This window comes from Trichococcus paludicola (assembly GCF_003052295.1).
GTDB lineage: Bacteria > Bacillota > Bacilli > Lactobacillales > Aerococcaceae > Trichococcus > Trichococcus paludicola.
Map to the genome: position 1 here is coordinate 57,463 of NZ_QBLC01000003.1, position 16,045 is coordinate 73,507.

Genomic DNA, 16,045 nt, shown 5'->3' on the forward strand with positions numbered 1-16,045 from the left:
ACGAAAACCAAAGAATAAGTCAAAGAAGGATCTGAAAATATGGCAAAAGACCAAATCATCGTACGGGGAGCCCGTTCGCACAATTTGAAGAATATAGATGTTACCATTCCGAGAGACAAACTTGTCGTCATGACCGGTCTTTCCGGATCGGGAAAGAGTTCGTTGGCTTTCGATACGCTTTATGCGGAAGGACAAAGACGCTATGTGGAAAGCCTCTCCGCCTATGCGCGCCAGTTTTTGGGACAGATGGACAAACCGGATGTGGACAGCATCGATGGATTGAGCCCAGCGATTGCGATCGATCAGAAGACGACGAACCGCAATCCCCGTTCGACTGTCGGTACAGTTACAGAAGTCAATGACTTCCTGCGACTGCTTTTTGCCCGTGTGGGTCACCCGATTTGTCCGAATGATGGCACGCCGATCAGCAGCCAATCGCCCGAACAGATGGTAAATCAGGTTCTTGAGCTGCCGGAACGCACGAAACTGCAGATACTGGCACCGATCATCAAAGGGAAAAAAGGGCAGCACAAAAAAGTATTCGAAGACATCAAAAAACAAGGCTACGTTCGCGTCCGCGTCGATGGAGAGTTGTTTGATGTCTCTGAGGACATTGAATTGGAAAAGAATAAGAAACACGATATCGCTATCGTTGTGGATAGGTTGGTCATCAAGGAGGGCATCCGCTCGCGAATCTTTGATTCGATCGAAGCGGCCCTGCATTTGGCGGATGGATACGCCATCGTTGATGTTATCGGGAGTGAAGAGCTTTTGTTCAGTGAACACCACGCCTGTCCTTATTGTGGATTTACGATCGGTGAAATCGAACCGCGCCTGTTTTCTTTCAACGCGCCCTATGGAGCCTGTTCCGAATGTGATGGATTAGGGATGAAATTGGAAGTCGATCCTGACTTGATCGTTCAGGATAAACAGCTTTCCTTAAATGAAGGTGCGTTGGTGCCGTGGAACCCGATCAGTTCGAATTACTACCCGGAAATGCTGCGCCAATTTTGTGTCCAAAACGGAATTGATATGGATCTTCCATACGCTGAACTTAGCACCGATACCCAGAAAAAACTGCTTTATGGTGCTGGAGGTGAATTGTTTCATTTCCATTACCAGAATGAATTCGGGGGTGTTCGGGATGTGGATATCCCTTTTGAAGGGGTCATCACTAATGTCAATCGACGCTACAAAGAGACATCGAGCGATTTTACGCGCGAAGCGATGCGCCAATACATGACCGAGCTGGCTTGTCATACTTGCCAGGGCTATCGACTGAATGAGCAAGCCCTGTCCGTAAAGGTTGCAGAACACGATATCGGTCAAGTCACGGAGTTTTCCATCGAGAATGCGGTCGCCTTCTTCGAAGAGATTTCCCTTTCGGAACAAGAGAAACAGATTGCGGCGCCTATCCTTAAGGAAATATTGTCACGACTGACTTTCCTGAAGAACGTCGGCCTAGACTATTTGACCTTGAGCCGGACGGCGGGCACGCTTTCCGGCGGGGAAGCGCAGCGGATCCGTTTGGCTACGCAAATAGGCTCCAACCTGTCCGGTGTGCTCTACATTTTGGACGAGCCATCCATCGGGTTGCACCAACGCGACAATAACCGCTTGATCGAATCAATGAAAAATATGCGTGATCTCGGGAATACGCTGATCGTTGTGGAGCATGATGAAGACACGATGATGCAGGCGGATTATCTGATCGATATCGGACCAGGTGCAGGTGAACTCGGTGGCGAAATTGTGGCTGCCGGTACGCCTGAGCAAGTCATGAAAAACAGGAAATCGCTGACCGGGAAATATCTGTCAGGGAAATTGTTCATCCCGGTTCCGGAGACACGAAGGACAGCAGACAAAGGTGCCGTAAAAATCACCGGCGCCGCTGAAAATAATCTGAAGAATGTGGACGCGGCTTTTCCTCTAGGGAAAATTGTGGCAGTCACCGGCGTCTCCGGTTCGGGGAAGAGCTCCTTGGTCAATAATGTCCTGAAGACAGCCCTGGCCAAAGAATTGACCCGAACAAAAGAAAAACCGGGCAAATTCAAGACAATCAGCGGTTTCGAAGGTCTGGAGAAAGTCATCGATATCGACCAAAGCCCGATCGGACGGACACCGCGAAGCAATCCAGCAACCTATACCAGCGTTTTCGATGACATGCGCGACCTTTTTGCCAGCACCAACGAAGCCAAAATACGCGGCTACAAAAAAGGCCGGTTTAGCTTCAACGTCAAGGGCGGGCGTTGTGAAGCCTGCCGCGGCGACGGCATTCTGAAGATCGAGATGCATTTCTTGCCGGATGTCTACGTGCCTTGCGAAGTCTGTCATGGCACGCGTTACAATTCAGAAACTTTGGAAGTGCAATACAAAGGCAAAAACATCGCTCAAGTGTTGGATATGACGATTGAGGAAGCTTTGGCCTATTTTGAAGCCATCCCTAAAATCAGGCGCAAATTGCAGACTATCGTCGATGTCGGCCTTGGCTATGTTACATTAGGACAACCAGCCACTACTCTATCCGGCGGGGAAGCCCAGCGGATGAAATTGGCCAGTGAACTGCAACGCGTTTCCAGCGGGAAGACATTCTATATACTGGATGAACCTACCACGGGGTTGCACACGCACGATATCGCCAGATTGTTGCAGGTTTTGGACCGATTGGTGGAAGCCGGCAATACGATTGTCGTGATTGAACACAATCTCGACGTGATCAAAACGGCCGATTACATCATCGATATGGGACCTGAAGGCGGAGCCGGCGGAGGAACCGTGCTCGCGACCGGAACTCCGGAAGAAATTGCCGAAGTGAAGGGGAGCTACACCGGCCAATTCCTGAAACCCATTCTGGAACGGGATAAAGCAAGAAACAAAAAGACAAAATAGATAGCGAAAGGCCAGCCGATTCCGGTTGGCCTTTTTTCCTCGTAATACTAGGAAAGTATAAAATTAATTGGAATCAAAAGTGCATCACCGTTAGTGTTCTATAGGATTGTAAAATGTTCCTTGCAATCCAAAGCGTTGGCTAGCTTCACGGGTTAGCCCTTCGGAAATTAGATAAATCTGACCCATTGCGCTCTACGATGCTCATTGCATGGGAGTCTTAGGGATTCATCCCTTAGACTCCCAGTATAAGGTGACCGTAGGGAACGTTGCGAGGTCAGATTTCCTAAATTTCTTTCAGGGCTGAACGAACCCGTTCCGCTTTTCTTACAATTCTCTAGTCATTTCTGCTGAAGGGAAAATCAATCTTTAGACCTATGACAAGGGAAAGGAAATTAGGCATAATAAGGACATAAGCAAAAGATAATCAGAAAACAGGCAAACTGTCCCATGTCAGTGAATAGATAAATGGATAACCATCAAGGAGGAACTACCATGAATGAAAGAGACCGTATTTTGGCGTTGGTAAAGGAAGGCATCATCACTACAGAAGAAGCATTGGTACTTTTGGAAAACTTGGCGAAGCGCGAAGGAAAAGATGCTGTGAAATTGAATCAGCAGCAAGATTTTACCGATAAACCTGATGCTGCATCAGAGTACATAGAGCAAACCGATCAAGCATCTGAGCAAGAGCGGGAAGACCGTGAAAATTTGGAAAAGATTTTGGATGAACTGGCTAGTGAAATTTCCTATTTCTCCTCTCAGATCGATGCGAAGGGCGAAGCGTTGCAATCGCTGAAAAAACAGATCAACGACAAAGCCGAAAAAAGGCAAGAATTGGCGACAGCCGATGAACTGGGCGATTTGACGGGCGAACAAGAAATCACCCTGATGCGCTTGGATGAAGAGCTGGATGGTCTGCGCGGGCAAGCTGCCGCACTGGAAGCCGAAAAAGTTGAGATGGAACAAAAAATGCGCAGCCTCAAGAAGGAGCATGTGGAAAACAGCGTGAAATCCTTTGGGGAGAAACTGGGCAATAAAGAGGAATGGAAAGACACAGCCACCAATTTCACCGATCGCCTCACAAAAGCAGGCGCACAACTTAGTAAATTTTTGACCGACACGGTGCAAACGGTCGTAGAGAATGTCGATTGGAAAGACACTGATTTCAACATCAAGATCCCTGGGTTGATCACCAGCAAATTCCAGCATGAATTCACATTTGATCAAAATACAGCGACGATTCTTGATTTTCAACTGGCCAACGGCAACGTGACGTTGCAGAGTTGGGATAACGAAACCATTTCGGTCGCCGCGGATGTGAAAATCTATGGGAAAACCGAAGAAGCGACAGCGAAGGAAGCATTCGATGCGCGGAGTACGCTGGTGATGGATGAGGATAAATTTACTTTCCGCGTTCCGAACAAAAGAGTGAAATGCGATATCATCGTCTCCTTGCCGAAACGTGAATACGATTACGTCGCAATCAAGATGTTGAACGGGAATGCAAGCTTGAAGAACATTGAAGGAAAAGATTTTTACATCAAATCCACCAATGGCAATATGGTCATCTCAGGTCTCAAGGCCATCATGTTGGAGACGGATGGCGTCAATGGGAATCTGGATGTTTCAGAAAGTACAATCGTTGATGTTCTGGCGAAGACCATAAACGGCAGTCTGACGATCAAGAGTGATGTCATCAGCGCAACTGTTTCCGTTGTGAACGGCGATGTGAAACTTTCCTATCCAGGAACCAACGCAAAACAAATTCAAGCCAGCTCCGTCAACGGTTCCGTCAAACTGTCCTTGCCGGCTTCCAAAAGTGCAGAAGTGAAAGCCAGCAGCTCTTTGGGCAAAATCATGAATCGGATGGAAAATATTGAAATCATCCGTCAAAAAAATGAACACACCAACAAGTACTTGGAATTCAGACGAATGGACGAGGAAGCGCCGGTTATGGTAGAATTAAAGACAACAACAGGAAACATATTCTTAAAAAATAACTAAAAATAGCGACAATAAATGGCATATATAAGGAGAGAACGAACATGAAAAAATTAACTAAATCTGCTACAGACAGACAAGTCAGCGGTGTTCTGGGAGGTATTTCCGAATACTTCGGCATCGATTCGACGATTGTGCGTGTGATATTTCTGATTTCCGTATTTGCGGGTGTCGGATCGCCTGTATTGCTGTACATCCTGATGGCTGTACTGATGCCTGAACCGGGCCAAAGCGGCGATGGACAATCATTCGGCGGTAAATATGGTTCTTCATCATCCCGTCGCAGTTCCGATGCCTCTAGATCTGTAAAAGAAGCAAAACCAGTGGAAAAACAAGATGAGGACGACTGGAGTGATTTTTGATGGGATTTTGGAAGAAAGCGGCCGTCAATTCGTTGGTGTTCATCGCTCTGGCTTATTTCATGGCACCTTCGTTCTATGTGCATAGCCTTTGGACGGCATTTTGGGCCAGCATCATTTTGGGCATCGTCAACTTTTTGATCAAGCCGGTGCTTTCGATCCTCTCGTTCCCGATTACGATCCTTACGTTCGGCTTGTTCAGCTTCGTCATCAATGGCTTTATGCTGTATCTTACGTCTTGGTTGATCGGTCCCGGATTTCACTTCACGAGCTACGGCACAGCATTCCTGGTGGCTTTGATCATGTCGGTTGTGCATATGTTCCTGAGCAGGGACGATGCGCGTTAGCCAACAGGGTTCCACTACGGCACTTAGCACCAAATAACATAAAGTAAGGCAGCTGAAACGATTGTTTCAGCTGCCTTTTTGTTCTTTCGTATGCACCCATAAAATGTTATGATGGATAGGAATACAATAAACCACAAGCGATGCAATCATTGTTTGCGGTAAGACGAAAATGTAAAATAATCCTGCCTGATCAGGGTCAGGAAATTAAATGATAGAGCGAGGGATAAGAATGGCGAATACAGTTACTGTAAAGGAATTAGTGAATTCTTCAGGTTATATTGTACTGAGCGGAGAAGAATTTTTGGACAACAAGATCACGACCAGCGAAATCTCCAGACCCGGCGTCGAGTTGACAGGTTTCTTTAATTTCTACCCGTCGGCCCGTATCCAGTTGTTGGGGAAAACGGAACTGACATTTATCGAGAGGATGACCGCTGAAGAGCGCTTGATCGTCATGAGGCGACTATGCAGCAAAGAGACACCTTGCTTCGTCATCGGACGCAAGCTGCAGGCGCCAGCAGAATTGACGAAAGCCGCGCAGGAAGCCGGCATACCGATTCTTTCGGCGCAGTCCAGAACGACAAGAGTATCCAGTAACATCACCAATTTCCTTGAAGCGCAGTTGGCCGAACGGGTTTCTATGCACGGGGTTTTCGTGGATGTTTTTGGAATGGGCGTCATGATTACAGGGGACAGCGGCGTCGGGAAGTCGGAAACGGCTTTGGAATTGATCCAAAAAGGCCACCGTCTGGTTGCTGACGATCGCGTTGATCTGTATCAACATGATGAAAATACGCTGATCGGTGAGGCACCGGGCATCCTACGCCATCTGATCGAAATCCGCGGAATCGGCATCATCGATGTGATGACGCTGTTCGGAGCCGGGGCAGTCAAACAGACCAATGAAGTCAACCTGATCGTCAACCTGGAGCTTTGGAGCAAAGACAAAAAATTTGAACGTCTGGGCAGCACGGAGGAGATTGTGAACATTCTGGGTGTCGGCATCCCTAAAATTACGATTCCGGTAAAGACAGGGCGAAATCTTGCCATCATCATCGAAGTGGCGGCTATGAATTTCCGTGCGAAAACAATGGGCTACAACGCCGCTGAGACTTTCGAAAGAAATTTGGAAGCTTTGATAAAAGAGAATGTTCAAAAAAATGATTAGGCATGAATGAAGGAGTAGATAAATGAATAACTTGATAGCCGCATTGAATCCTGTCGCATTGTCGTTCGGTGGGTTGGAAATCCGTTGGTATGGTGTCATCATCGCGGTAGGCATCCTCATTGCCATGACATTGGCGACGAAAGAGGCCGAGAAAAAAGGGTTGGATCCGGATTTTATTGTCGATATGATGTTCTGGACGATACCGCTTGGAATCATCGGCGCCCGCATTTACTATGTATTGTTTGAATTGGATTATTATTTACAGAACCCAGGCGAAATCATTCAGATCTGGAATGGTGGCATCGCCATTTATGGGGCATTGATAGCCGGTATTTTGACAATTTACTGGTACACGAAACGAAAAGGGATTTCTTTTGCATTGACGATGGATATTCTGGCACCCGCTGTCCTGATTGCGCAATCTATCGGCAGATGGGGGAATTTCATGAACCAGGAAGCGCATGGTGAGGAAGTCAGCCGCGCCTTTTTGGAGAATTTGTTCCTGCCCGAATTCATCATTGAACAGATGAACATCAACGGAATATATTACCACCCGACCTTCTTGTATGAATCACTTTGGTCGTTGGCCGGTTTTGTGCTGATCCTGTTCCTGCGCCGAAAAGGACAGCTGTTGCGTGTCGGGGAAGTGATGTTCACTTATGTCATGTGGTACTCGTTCGGCCGCTTCTTCATCGAAGGCATGCGCACGGACAGCCTGTATCTATTCGGGCCTATCCGGGTTTCACAGGCGCTGTCCATCCTGCTGTTCCTTGGAGCGATGGGAATCTGGGCTTACAGACGCAGAAATAATTATCCACCTGATCCCTACTACAAAGACATCACCAGAAAGGGAGCATAATAGAGTAATGAAATTCAAAACAGTATTATTTGATTTTGACGGCACGATTGCCGACACGAACAAACTCATCAGCGAAAGCCACTTTGTCGTCATGGAGGAAAATTTTCCGGGCCGGTTCAAAAAAGAGGAAATGTCCCAGTTCAACGGTCCTAGTTTAGAAGAAATATACGGGAATCTTGATCAAGGAAGACAGGATGAACTGGTCGCCCGCTACAGGGAAGTCATGCTGGAGAAACATGATGAAATGATCGGCATTTTTCCGGGAATCAAAGAAGTGCTTGAGAACCTCAAACGGGAAGGCCTCAGCTTGGGCGTTGTTTCGACGAAGCGCAGCGATGTGCTGAAACGTGGAGTTTCCATCCTCGGCATCACGGATTATTTTGATACGATCCTCGGCTCAGGCGATTTTTCGCAACCGAAACCCGATCCCGAATCGCTCTTTCTGGCTATGGATCGTCTGGACGCCGAAAGGGAAACCAGCGTAATGGTCGGGGACAATCACCACGATATAGTCGCAGGCAATAATGCGGGTGTAACAAGCATTTTTGTGGGCTGGTCCGAAAAAACGACTGCCTTCATCCAACCATATCGGCCAACAAAAATAGTCAAAGATCCACAGGAGTTGGAAGAGTACATTCTTTCCGGCGTGAGAGTTTAATCGAGGGGAAGCGAGCAAAATGAAACAAAAAGTCGCCGTATTGGGGGCAGGATCTTGGGGTACAGCCTTATCCATGGTATTGGATGAGAATGGGCATGATGTCCGCCTTTGGGGGAATGACCCGAAACAAATCAAAGAAATCAACGAACGACACACGAATGAGCATTACTTGCCGGGTGCCAAGTTGAGTGAAGCGATTGTGGCATACACAGATCTGAAAGCCGCCATAAACGAAGCAGACGCGCTCTTGTTCGTACTTCCGACAAAAGCGATCCGCGTGGTCGCGAAAGAAGTCGCAACGCTGTTGGACGGACAAACGAAGCCGCATCTGATCCATGCAAGCAAAGGTTTGGAGCAGGATACGCATAAGCGGATTTCCGTGATCATCCAGGAAGAGATTCCGACTGAAAAGTACGATAGCTTGGTCGTCCTTTCCGGACCGAGCCATGCGGAAGAAGTGGCCAAAAAAGACATCACAACAATCACTGCCGCATCCGAGAGCGAAGAGGATGCAGGGTATGTGCAAAAACTGTTCATGAATCCCTATTTTCGGGTTTACCGGAACACCGATGTCATCGGGGTTGAGTTGGGCGCTGCTTTGAAGAACATCATCGCCGTAGGTGCGGGAGCGCTCCATGGATTGGGCTATGGCGATAACGCGAAAGCGGCTTTGATGACGCGCGGATTGGCTGAGATCAGCCGACTCGGAACAGCCTTTGGAGCCGATCCAATGACCTTCTTCGGTTTGAGCGGGGTAGGCGACCTGATTGTTACCGGCACAAGCCGCCACTCACGGAACTGGCGAGCCGGGGATCTGATTGGTAAAGGCCAGGACTTGGATGAAGTGCTGAACAATATGGGAATGGTCGTTGAAGGCGTGGCGACAACAAAAGCCGCTTATGAATTGGCTAAAGAAAAAGGCATCGAAATGCCGATCACGGAAGCCATCTATAAAGTGTTGTACGAGAAAGTCGATGTCAAAAAAGCAATCGAGGAATTGATGCTGCGCGAAGGCAAAGCGGAACAATCTTCTCAAAATGTGGAAAAGGGGAGCCAGTCAATATGAAGAAAGTCAGAAAAGCAGTGATTCCTGCTGCGGGATTCGGAACGCGTTTTTTACCGGCAACGAAAGCGATGGCAAAAGAAATGTTGCCAATAGTCGATAAGCCGACCATTCAATTCATCGTCGAAGAAGCTATAGCATCAGGGATCGAAGATATCCTGATCGTAACCGGAAAAAGCAAACGTCCGATCGAAGACCATTTTGATTCGAATATCGAGTTGGAAGCGAATCTGCGCGAAAAAGGCAAAAATGAATTGCTTGAATTGGTGCAGGAAACGACCGGTTTGCGCATCCATTTCGTCCGTCAATCTTATCCGTTGGGATTGGGCCATGCGGTTCTGCAGGCAAAAGCTTTTGTCGGCGATGAGCCTTTCGTGGTCATGCTTGGGGATGATCTGATGGAAGATGAAGTGCCGTTGACCAAGCAGTTGATGGATGCTTACGAGCGCACGCATGCTTCGAACATCGCCGTGATGGAAGTGCCGCATGAGGAAACATCCAAATACGGCATCATCGATCCGGATCAGGAATTGGAGCCTGGCTTGTTCAACGTCCGCAGATTCGTCGAAAAACCGAATCCAGAAGACGCGCCGAGCAATTTGGCGATCATCGGCCGCTACTTACTGACTCCGGAAATTTTTGAAATTTTGGAAAATCAGAACCCGGGAGCCGGCGGAGAAATCCAATTGACCGACGCTATCGATACGCTAAACCAAACGCAGCGCGTCTTCGCAAAACGCTTCGACGGCAAACGCTTTGATGTCGGAGACAAATTCGGTTTCCTGACGACTAGTATTTCCTACGGTCTGACCCATCCGGAAATAAAGGATAAATTGAAAAATTATCTGGTGGAGCTGGGCGAAAAGTTGACTGCCGAGGACGAAGGCAAGTAGTCATTTAGGCAATCCAAAGCCAATTGTTTTTTGAATAAAATAAGAGAAGCCGGGCCATCAATCGTTCTGCGATTCATGGCTCGGCTTCTTCTCCATTAATTCGGCGCCCTGAGCAGAATTGTGGCACAAAAAATAAAGTCAGAGTAAACTGAATAGGAACCAGATTCCGGAACCAGCCCGGAACAGACTTAACACCAGAAGGAGATACACTAAACATGGAACAAACTGAAAAAATTTACGACGTCATCGTCATCGGAGCCGGACCAGGCGGAATGACTGCGGCTCTTTATGCCTCCCGTTCGAATTTGAGTACCTTGATGCTGGAACGCGGCGTGCCCGGCGGCGAAATGATCAATACGGCCGAAATTGAAAATTATCCTGGCTTCAAATCGATATTGGGTCCGGAACTGGCTGAAAGGATGTACGAAAGCTCCATGCAATTCGGAGCCCAGCACGCTTACGGAGATGTGAAACGCATTGTCATCGACGGCGATTACCGCATCGTGGAAGCAGGCAAGAAATCCTATAAAACGCGTGCCATTATCATCGCGACCGGCTCCCACCACCGCAAATTGGGAGTTCCCGGAGAAGAGCAGTACAACGGCCGCGGCGTTTCCTATTGTGCCGTCTGTGATGGTGCCTTCTTTAAAGGCAAAAAACTGGCAGTGATAGGCGGTGGAGATTCCGCCGTGGAGGAAGGGACTTACTTGACGCAATTTGCGGAAGTTAACATCGTGCACAGACGGGATGCCTTGCGCGCCCAAAAAATCATCCAGGACCGTGCCTTTAAGAATGAGAAAGTTTCCTTTACGTGGGATTCCTTTGTGGAAGAAATTAAGGGAGACGGACAAAAAGTCACGGGTGTGGTGATCAGGAACAAGCACACCAACGAGATCACGGAAAATGCCGTGGACGGTGTCTTCATCTACGTCGGTATTTTGCCGCAATCGGATGCCTTCCTTGATCTGGGCATCACGGATGAAGAAGGCTGGATCATCACGAATGAGCATATGGAAACGGCCGTACCGGGCATATTTGCCATCGGGGATGTCCGTCAGAAGCTTCTGCGCCAAATCACGACTGCTGTCGGAGATGGTGGGGAAGCCGGGAACCGTGCTTTTTCTTACATTGAAGGCTTGCATGATCGTCTGGCAGCTGCTGAAGCTGCTGCCGAGACAGCTGATTGAATGATTATCAGTGGAACAGTAAATTTGTTGTCCAATCGATAAAAAGCACCAAAGTTCATGCTCTGATTTCAGAGCGTGAACTTTTTTTGTAGATTCCATCTTTTCACTCAAATGGCATGCAAATAATGTTATAATATAGCTAAACTAATATGGGAAGGATGATGAAAATGTCTTATCAAGAAACCATCGCACAATGGAATAATTTTGCCTTATTAGAATCTACATTAAAAGAAGAACTAAAGTCTTTGGAGGGAAATGAAGAAGCGCTGAAAGATGCTTTTTTTGCTCCGCTGGAATTCGGGACTGCAGGTATGCGCGGCATCCTGGGAGTCGGCATCAACCGGATGAATATCTACACAGTACGTCAAGCCACCGAAGGATTGGCCCGTTTGATGGAGGCGAAAGGTGAAGAAGAGAAAAAACGCGGCGTCGCGATCGCATACGATTCCAGACACCAATCTCCGGAGTTTGCGATGGAGGCAGCGAAAACATTGGGTGCGCACGGTATTCCGGCTTTCGTTTTTGAAAGCTTGCGACCAACACCCGAGTTGTCTTTTGCGGTAAGACATTTGAATGCGCTAACGGGGATCATGATAACAGCGAGCCATAACCCGGCTGATTACAACGGTTATAAAGTATATGGAGACGACGGCGGCCAGATGACTCCTGACGATGCAGACGCTTTGACTGAATATGTAAGAGCAATCGAAAATCCACTGACGATCCAAGTGGGCGATGAAGCAGAGCTGAAGGCAGCCGGCTTAATCAAAATGCTTGGGGAAGAGATCGATGCAACTTACCTTGATCTAGTCAAAACAGTGACTGTCGATCCTGCCCTTGTCCATGAAATGAGCAAAGAAATGAAATTGGTCTTCACTCCCCTGCACGGCACCGGGCAGATGATGGGTGAACGTGCCTTGAAGAACGCCGGTTTTGAAGGCATCTACCTCGTGCCGGAACAGGCAGTCGCCGATCCAAACTTCTCCACCGTGAAATCACCGAATCCAGAAGAAGCAGGCGCATTCGAATACGCCATCAAGCTGGGTACAGAACTGGATGCTGATATTTTGGTCGCGACCGATCCGGATGCTGACCGCTTGGGTGCGGCCGTCCGCAAAGCAAAAGGCGAGTACGTTGTTTTGACTGGTAACCAAATCGCTGCATTGATGCTGGATTACTTGTTGCGCGCGAAAAAAGCAGCCGGCACATTACCTGCCAACGGTACAGCCCTTAAATCGATCGTATCCAGTGAGTTGCCGACCGCAATCGCAAAATCTTACGGTGCGGATATGGTGGATGTTCTGACTGGATTCAAGTTCATCGCAGAAAAAATCAAACAGTACGAAGAAGACCACAGCAAGGAATTCTTGTTCGGTTTCGAGGAAAGCTACGGCTATCTGGCAAAACCTTTCGTCCGCGACAAAGACGCTATCCAAGCCCTAGTATTGATTGCTGAAGTAGCGGCTTACTACAAGAAAAAAGGCCAAACGCTGTATGATGGCTTGGTAGAAATCTTCGAAACGCACGGCTACTATAAAGAACAGACGATTTCCGTCACGCTGTCCGGCATCACCGGAGCAGAAAAGATCAAATCACTGATGGCAAAATTCCGTTCGGAAGCACCAGCAGACTTCGCAGGCATCGCCGTATCGATCACGGAAGACTTCGGCAACTCAACGAAGACATTCACTGACGGCTCCACAGAAAGCATCGATATGCCGAGCTCGAATGTGCTGAAATACTTCCTTGAGGATGGCAGCTGGATCGCTATCCGTCCAAGCGGAACAGAACCAAAAATCAAATTCTATATCGGTGCGAAGGCTGAGAGCCAAGCTGCAGTCGACGAAAAAGTCGCTGCTTTCGAGGCAAGCATCCGTACGTTGACCGCTGAATAAGGAATACAAGAAAAAAAGAAGCCCACGGGCTTCTTTTTTGTTTGAAGGTTTATCAGAAAGTTTTGGCCAATTGTTTGGCTTTTTCTATCGCATCTGCAACGATTTCATCGGCACGGTCTGGGTATGTGTCCATACCTTCAACGAACAATTGCGAGATTTCTCCGACTCCCAAGAAGCGGAAAATGCTCTTGATGTACTGGCTGGCAGGGTCGCTTCCGTCGAAGATTCCGCCGTTGGCTTGGATATGCAACAATTTTTTATCCGGGACCATTCCGACTGCTCCCGATTCCGTGTAACGGAACGTTTGTCCGGCGACCGTGATGGTATCGATCCACGTTTTTAGGCGCCCAGGTACATGCATGTTCCACAAAGGATTGGCGATGATGATCTTATCCATAGACAAAAAATCATCGGTGTAGTGATTGAAGAGCGTCACTTTTTCCTGTTGGCGGGAAGTCAATTGATCGAATAGCACGCCTTTGGACAATTCCTTCCAAGCAGTCAAAAGATCCCGATCGATTTCAGGGATGGCGACTTCATAAAGATTCATGTCCTTGATGCGATCGTAAGGATTCACAACTTTGTACTCTTCCAAAAATGCATCCAGGACTTTCATGGAACGGGAGACGCTGCTGTCGAATGGATGCGCGCGCACAACTAAAACTCTGGCCATAGAATAACCTTCTTTCCAATTTGTTATACCTACATGATACCATTTACATGCATAGATGATAAAGCATAACCATTACCTGCCAATGAGAGAAGTAAGCCAAAAAAGAGAGTCACCCTTGTCGGGCAACTCTCATTTGTATTTTGAATCAGCAATCTTAAGCTACGAAAGCTTCCGCAGACAGAGGCGTTTCATCGATGAAGAAACGTTTGTACCAGACGAGGAAGATGTAGGCAGTCCAGATCTGACGGCCGTAATCCAATTTCTTCGTATAGTTGTCATCGAGGATCTGCACGAGCTTGTCTGTGTCGAAAAATTCTGCCGCATAGTCGGAAGCGAACGCTTTTCTGACTTCATTATAGAATTCTTCTTCACGCAGCCAGTGTCGGATCGGAGTAGGGAAGCCCAACTTCGGACGTTTCGCCCATTCTTCCGGCAGGACATCGGCAGCCGCTCTGCGCAGCACATATTTCGTATCGATTTCGTTGACGCGGTAATCGGAAGGGATGCGTTTCGCCAATTCCATGACTTCTTTGTCCAGGAAAGGTACGCGTAGCTCCAACGAGTGGGCCATGCTCATCTTGTCGGCTTTCAACAGGATATCCCCAGGCATCCAAAGGTTCAGATCGAGATACTGCATCTTTGTCACATCATCCTGGTCTTTGACTTCGTCATAGATCGGTTTGGTGATCGAACGGATATCCGGGCCATTTTTGTAGGCTGGCTTCAGGATGTCCACAGCTTCTTCTTCGTCCCAGACGATGGCTTGGCCGATGAAGCGTTCTTCAACTTTTTGGCCGCCTTTGACCAAGAATGTCGTCAGCGTATTCTTCGGCAGTTTGTGGGCCAATTTGCCGATGCCTTTTCGCAGGCTGTAAGGGACTTTTTCATAAGTTTCCATTTTCTTGGATGGTTCATACCAAGAGTAGCCGCCGAAAATTTCATCTGCGCCTTCACCCGAAAGCACGACCGTCACGTCTTTCTTCGCCAATTCAGCCAAGAAATACAATGGAACGGAAGACGGATTTGATTGCGGTTCATCCATATGGTATTGGATGGTAGGCAGGGCATGGAAAGCTTCTTCAGGAGAAATGTACTTGCGGACATTCTCGATGCCGAGGATGTCGGAAAGATCGGCAGCCTGGTTGGTTTCGTTGAACATTTTTTCATATTCGGAGAAGCCGACCGAGAAAGATTTTTCCGGTTTCATCAAGGCTGTGATCAAGCTGGAATCGACACCGCCGGAAAGGAAAGCGCCTGTCTTCACGTCACTGATTTTGTGGGCGCGGACGGAATCGGCCATTGTTGCTTTGATTTCCTCCACATAGCTTTCCAAAGTGCCGTTTTCGGCATGGAATTTCTTGTCCCAATATTCGACCGTATGGATATCGTTGCCTTTCAGCACCATATAATGCGCCGGTTTCAATTTGTGGACGCCCTTAAAGAAGGTTTCGCCCATCGAAGAATATTGCAGCGTCAAGTAAGGGCGCAAAGCATCCTTGTTCACTTCTTTGATGAAAGCAGGGTGAGCCAAAAATGACTTGATTTCAGAACCGAAAAGCAAGCTGCCGTCGGTTGTGTTTGTCGTATAGTACAACGGTTTGATGCCAAAGCCATCACGGGCGATGAACATCGTATCGTTCACTTTGTCCCAGATTGCGAACGCGAACATGCCGCGCAATTGTTTCACGAAGTCATAACCGTATTCTTTGTAGCCGTAAATCAAAACTTCACTGTCCGTTTTGGAATGGAAGACGTGTCCTTTTTGCTTCAGATCTTCGCGCAACTCTTGGAAGTTGAAGATCTCGCCGTTGAACACCAATACCAAATTTCCGTCGGCGCTGTACATCGGTTGCTTCCCGTTATCGGAAAGATCGATGATGCTCAAGCGGCGGAAGCCTAACGTTACCTTATCATCAGAATACATGCCGCCGCTGTCTGGTCCGCGGTGGACGATCCTGTTCATCATACCTTCAATTACAGCCTGATGGTTCCATGCAGTCGATCCATGGATATATCCAACAAAACCACACATTTATACCACTCCTTAAGTATC

13 protein-coding genes are annotated in these 16,045 nt (G+C 47.9%); 11 read left to right on the top strand and 2 right to left on the bottom strand.

Features of this window, described 5'->3' with window-relative positions:
* The first annotated feature begins 39 nt into the window (after positions 1 to 39).
* The 11 genes from uvrA to C7R56_RS05155 all read left to right on the top strand — a co-directional run bounded on the left by uvrA (position 40) and on the right by C7R56_RS05155 (position 13,319).
* Positions 40 to 2,889, top strand: a complete 2,850-nt coding sequence (gene uvrA, locus C7R56_RS05105) for an excinuclease ABC subunit UvrA (protein ID WP_107995508.1) — start codon at positions 40 to 42, stop codon at positions 2,887 to 2,889.
* Positions 2,890 to 3,381: 492 nt separating this feature from the next.
* Positions 3,382 to 4,893 carry a daptomycin-sensing surface protein LiaX gene (gene liaX, locus C7R56_RS05110; protein WP_159072164.1) on the top strand — a complete coding sequence of 504 codons (1,512 nt, stop codon included), beginning with the start codon at positions 3,382 to 3,384 and terminating at the stop codon, positions 4,891 to 4,893.
* 41 nt (positions 4,894 to 4,934) lie between these two features.
* Positions 4,935 to 5,252 (top strand): PspC domain-containing protein, encoded by a 318-nt coding sequence (locus C7R56_RS05115; RefSeq protein ID WP_107995510.1) that lies wholly within the window; start codon positions 4,935 to 4,937, stop codon positions 5,250 to 5,252.
* A complete protein-coding gene (locus tag C7R56_RS05120) occupies positions 5,252 to 5,596 on the top strand; it encodes a phage holin family protein (protein WP_107995511.1) in 345 nt (114 codons plus the stop codon). Before C7R56_RS05115 ends, C7R56_RS05120 begins: the two co-directional genes overlap by 1 nt.
* Before the next feature lie 229 nt (positions 5,597 to 5,825).
* A complete protein-coding gene (gene hprK, locus C7R56_RS05125) occupies positions 5,826 to 6,764 on the top strand; it encodes an HPr(Ser) kinase/phosphatase (protein ID WP_107995512.1) in 939 nt (312 codons plus the stop codon).
* A 22-nt stretch (positions 6,765 to 6,786) separates the two neighbouring features.
* Positions 6,787 to 7,623, top strand: coding sequence for a prolipoprotein diacylglyceryl transferase (gene lgt, locus C7R56_RS05130; protein WP_107995513.1), 837 nt, complete (start codon positions 6,787 to 6,789; stop codon positions 7,621 to 7,623).
* 7 nt (positions 7,624 to 7,630) lie between these two features.
* Positions 7,631 to 8,281 carry an HAD-IA family hydrolase gene (locus tag C7R56_RS05135; RefSeq protein ID WP_159072165.1) on the top strand — a complete coding sequence of 217 codons (651 nt, stop codon included), beginning with the start codon at positions 7,631 to 7,633 and terminating at the stop codon, positions 8,279 to 8,281.
* A 19-nt stretch (positions 8,282 to 8,300) separates the two neighbouring features.
* Positions 8,301 to 9,347, top strand: a complete 1,047-nt coding sequence (locus tag C7R56_RS05140) for an NAD(P)H-dependent glycerol-3-phosphate dehydrogenase (RefSeq protein ID WP_107995515.1) — start codon at positions 8,301 to 8,303, stop codon at positions 9,345 to 9,347.
* Positions 9,344 to 10,237 carry a UTP--glucose-1-phosphate uridylyltransferase GalU gene (gene galU / locus C7R56_RS05145; protein WP_106449305.1) on the top strand — a complete coding sequence of 298 codons (894 nt, stop codon included), beginning with the start codon at positions 9,344 to 9,346 and terminating at the stop codon, positions 10,235 to 10,237. Before C7R56_RS05140 ends, galU begins: the two co-directional genes overlap by 4 nt.
* Before the next feature lie 215 nt (positions 10,238 to 10,452).
* Complete coding sequence (gene trxB, locus C7R56_RS05150) at positions 10,453 to 11,424, top strand: thioredoxin-disulfide reductase (RefSeq protein WP_107995516.1); 972 nt, start codon at positions 10,453 to 10,455, stop codon at positions 11,422 to 11,424.
* A 167-nt stretch (positions 11,425 to 11,591) separates the two neighbouring features.
* Positions 11,592 to 13,319 (top strand): phospho-sugar mutase, encoded by a 1,728-nt coding sequence (locus C7R56_RS05155; protein WP_107995517.1) that lies wholly within the window; start codon positions 11,592 to 11,594, stop codon positions 13,317 to 13,319.
* Positions 13,320 to 13,371: 52 nt separating this feature from the next.
* Here C7R56_RS05155 and C7R56_RS05160 read toward each other — a convergent pair whose 3' ends face one another.
* On the bottom strand, positions 13,372 to 13,992 hold the full coding sequence (locus C7R56_RS05160; protein WP_107995518.1) for an NAD(P)H-dependent oxidoreductase: 621 nt from the start codon (positions 13,990 to 13,992) through the stop codon (positions 13,372 to 13,374).
* Positions 13,993 to 14,146: 154 nt separating this feature from the next.
* Positions 14,147 to 16,024 carry an asparagine synthase (glutamine-hydrolyzing) gene (gene asnB / locus C7R56_RS05165; protein ID WP_107995519.1) on the bottom strand — a complete coding sequence of 626 codons (1,878 nt, stop codon included), beginning with the start codon at positions 16,022 to 16,024 and terminating at the stop codon, positions 14,147 to 14,149.
* Between the last annotated feature and the right edge of the window lie 21 nt (positions 16,025 to 16,045).

Coding starts and splice junctions, on each gene's coding strand:
- uvrA (WP_107995508.1), top strand. CDS start 40: ATGGCAAAAGACCAAATCATCGTACGGGGAGCCCGTTCGCACAATTTG.
- liaX (WP_159072164.1), top strand. CDS start 3,382: ATGAATGAAAGAGACCGTATTTTGGCGTTGGTAAAGGAAGGCATCATC.
- C7R56_RS05115 (WP_107995510.1), top strand. CDS start 4,935: ATGAAAAAATTAACTAAATCTGCTACAGACAGACAAGTCAGCGGTGTT.
- C7R56_RS05120 (WP_107995511.1), top strand. CDS start 5,252: ATGGGATTTTGGAAGAAAGCGGCCGTCAATTCGTTGGTGTTCATCGCT.
- hprK (WP_107995512.1), top strand. CDS start 5,826: ATGGCGAATACAGTTACTGTAAAGGAATTAGTGAATTCTTCAGGTTAT.
- lgt (WP_107995513.1), top strand. CDS start 6,787: ATGAATAACTTGATAGCCGCATTGAATCCTGTCGCATTGTCGTTCGGT.
- C7R56_RS05135 (WP_159072165.1), top strand. CDS start 7,631: ATGAAATTCAAAACAGTATTATTTGATTTTGACGGCACGATTGCCGAC.
- C7R56_RS05140 (WP_107995515.1), top strand. CDS start 8,301: ATGAAACAAAAAGTCGCCGTATTGGGGGCAGGATCTTGGGGTACAGCC.
- galU (WP_106449305.1), top strand. CDS start 9,344: ATGAAGAAAGTCAGAAAAGCAGTGATTCCTGCTGCGGGATTCGGAACG.
- trxB (WP_107995516.1), top strand. CDS start 10,453: ATGGAACAAACTGAAAAAATTTACGACGTCATCGTCATCGGAGCCGGA.
- C7R56_RS05155 (WP_107995517.1), top strand. CDS start 11,592: ATGTCTTATCAAGAAACCATCGCACAATGGAATAATTTTGCCTTATTA.
- C7R56_RS05160 (WP_107995518.1), bottom strand. CDS start 13,992: ATGGCCAGAGTTTTAGTTGTGCGCGCGCATCCATTCGACAGCAGCGTC.
- asnB (WP_107995519.1), bottom strand. CDS start 16,024: ATGTGTGGTTTTGTTGGATATATCCATGGATCGACTGCATGGAACCAT.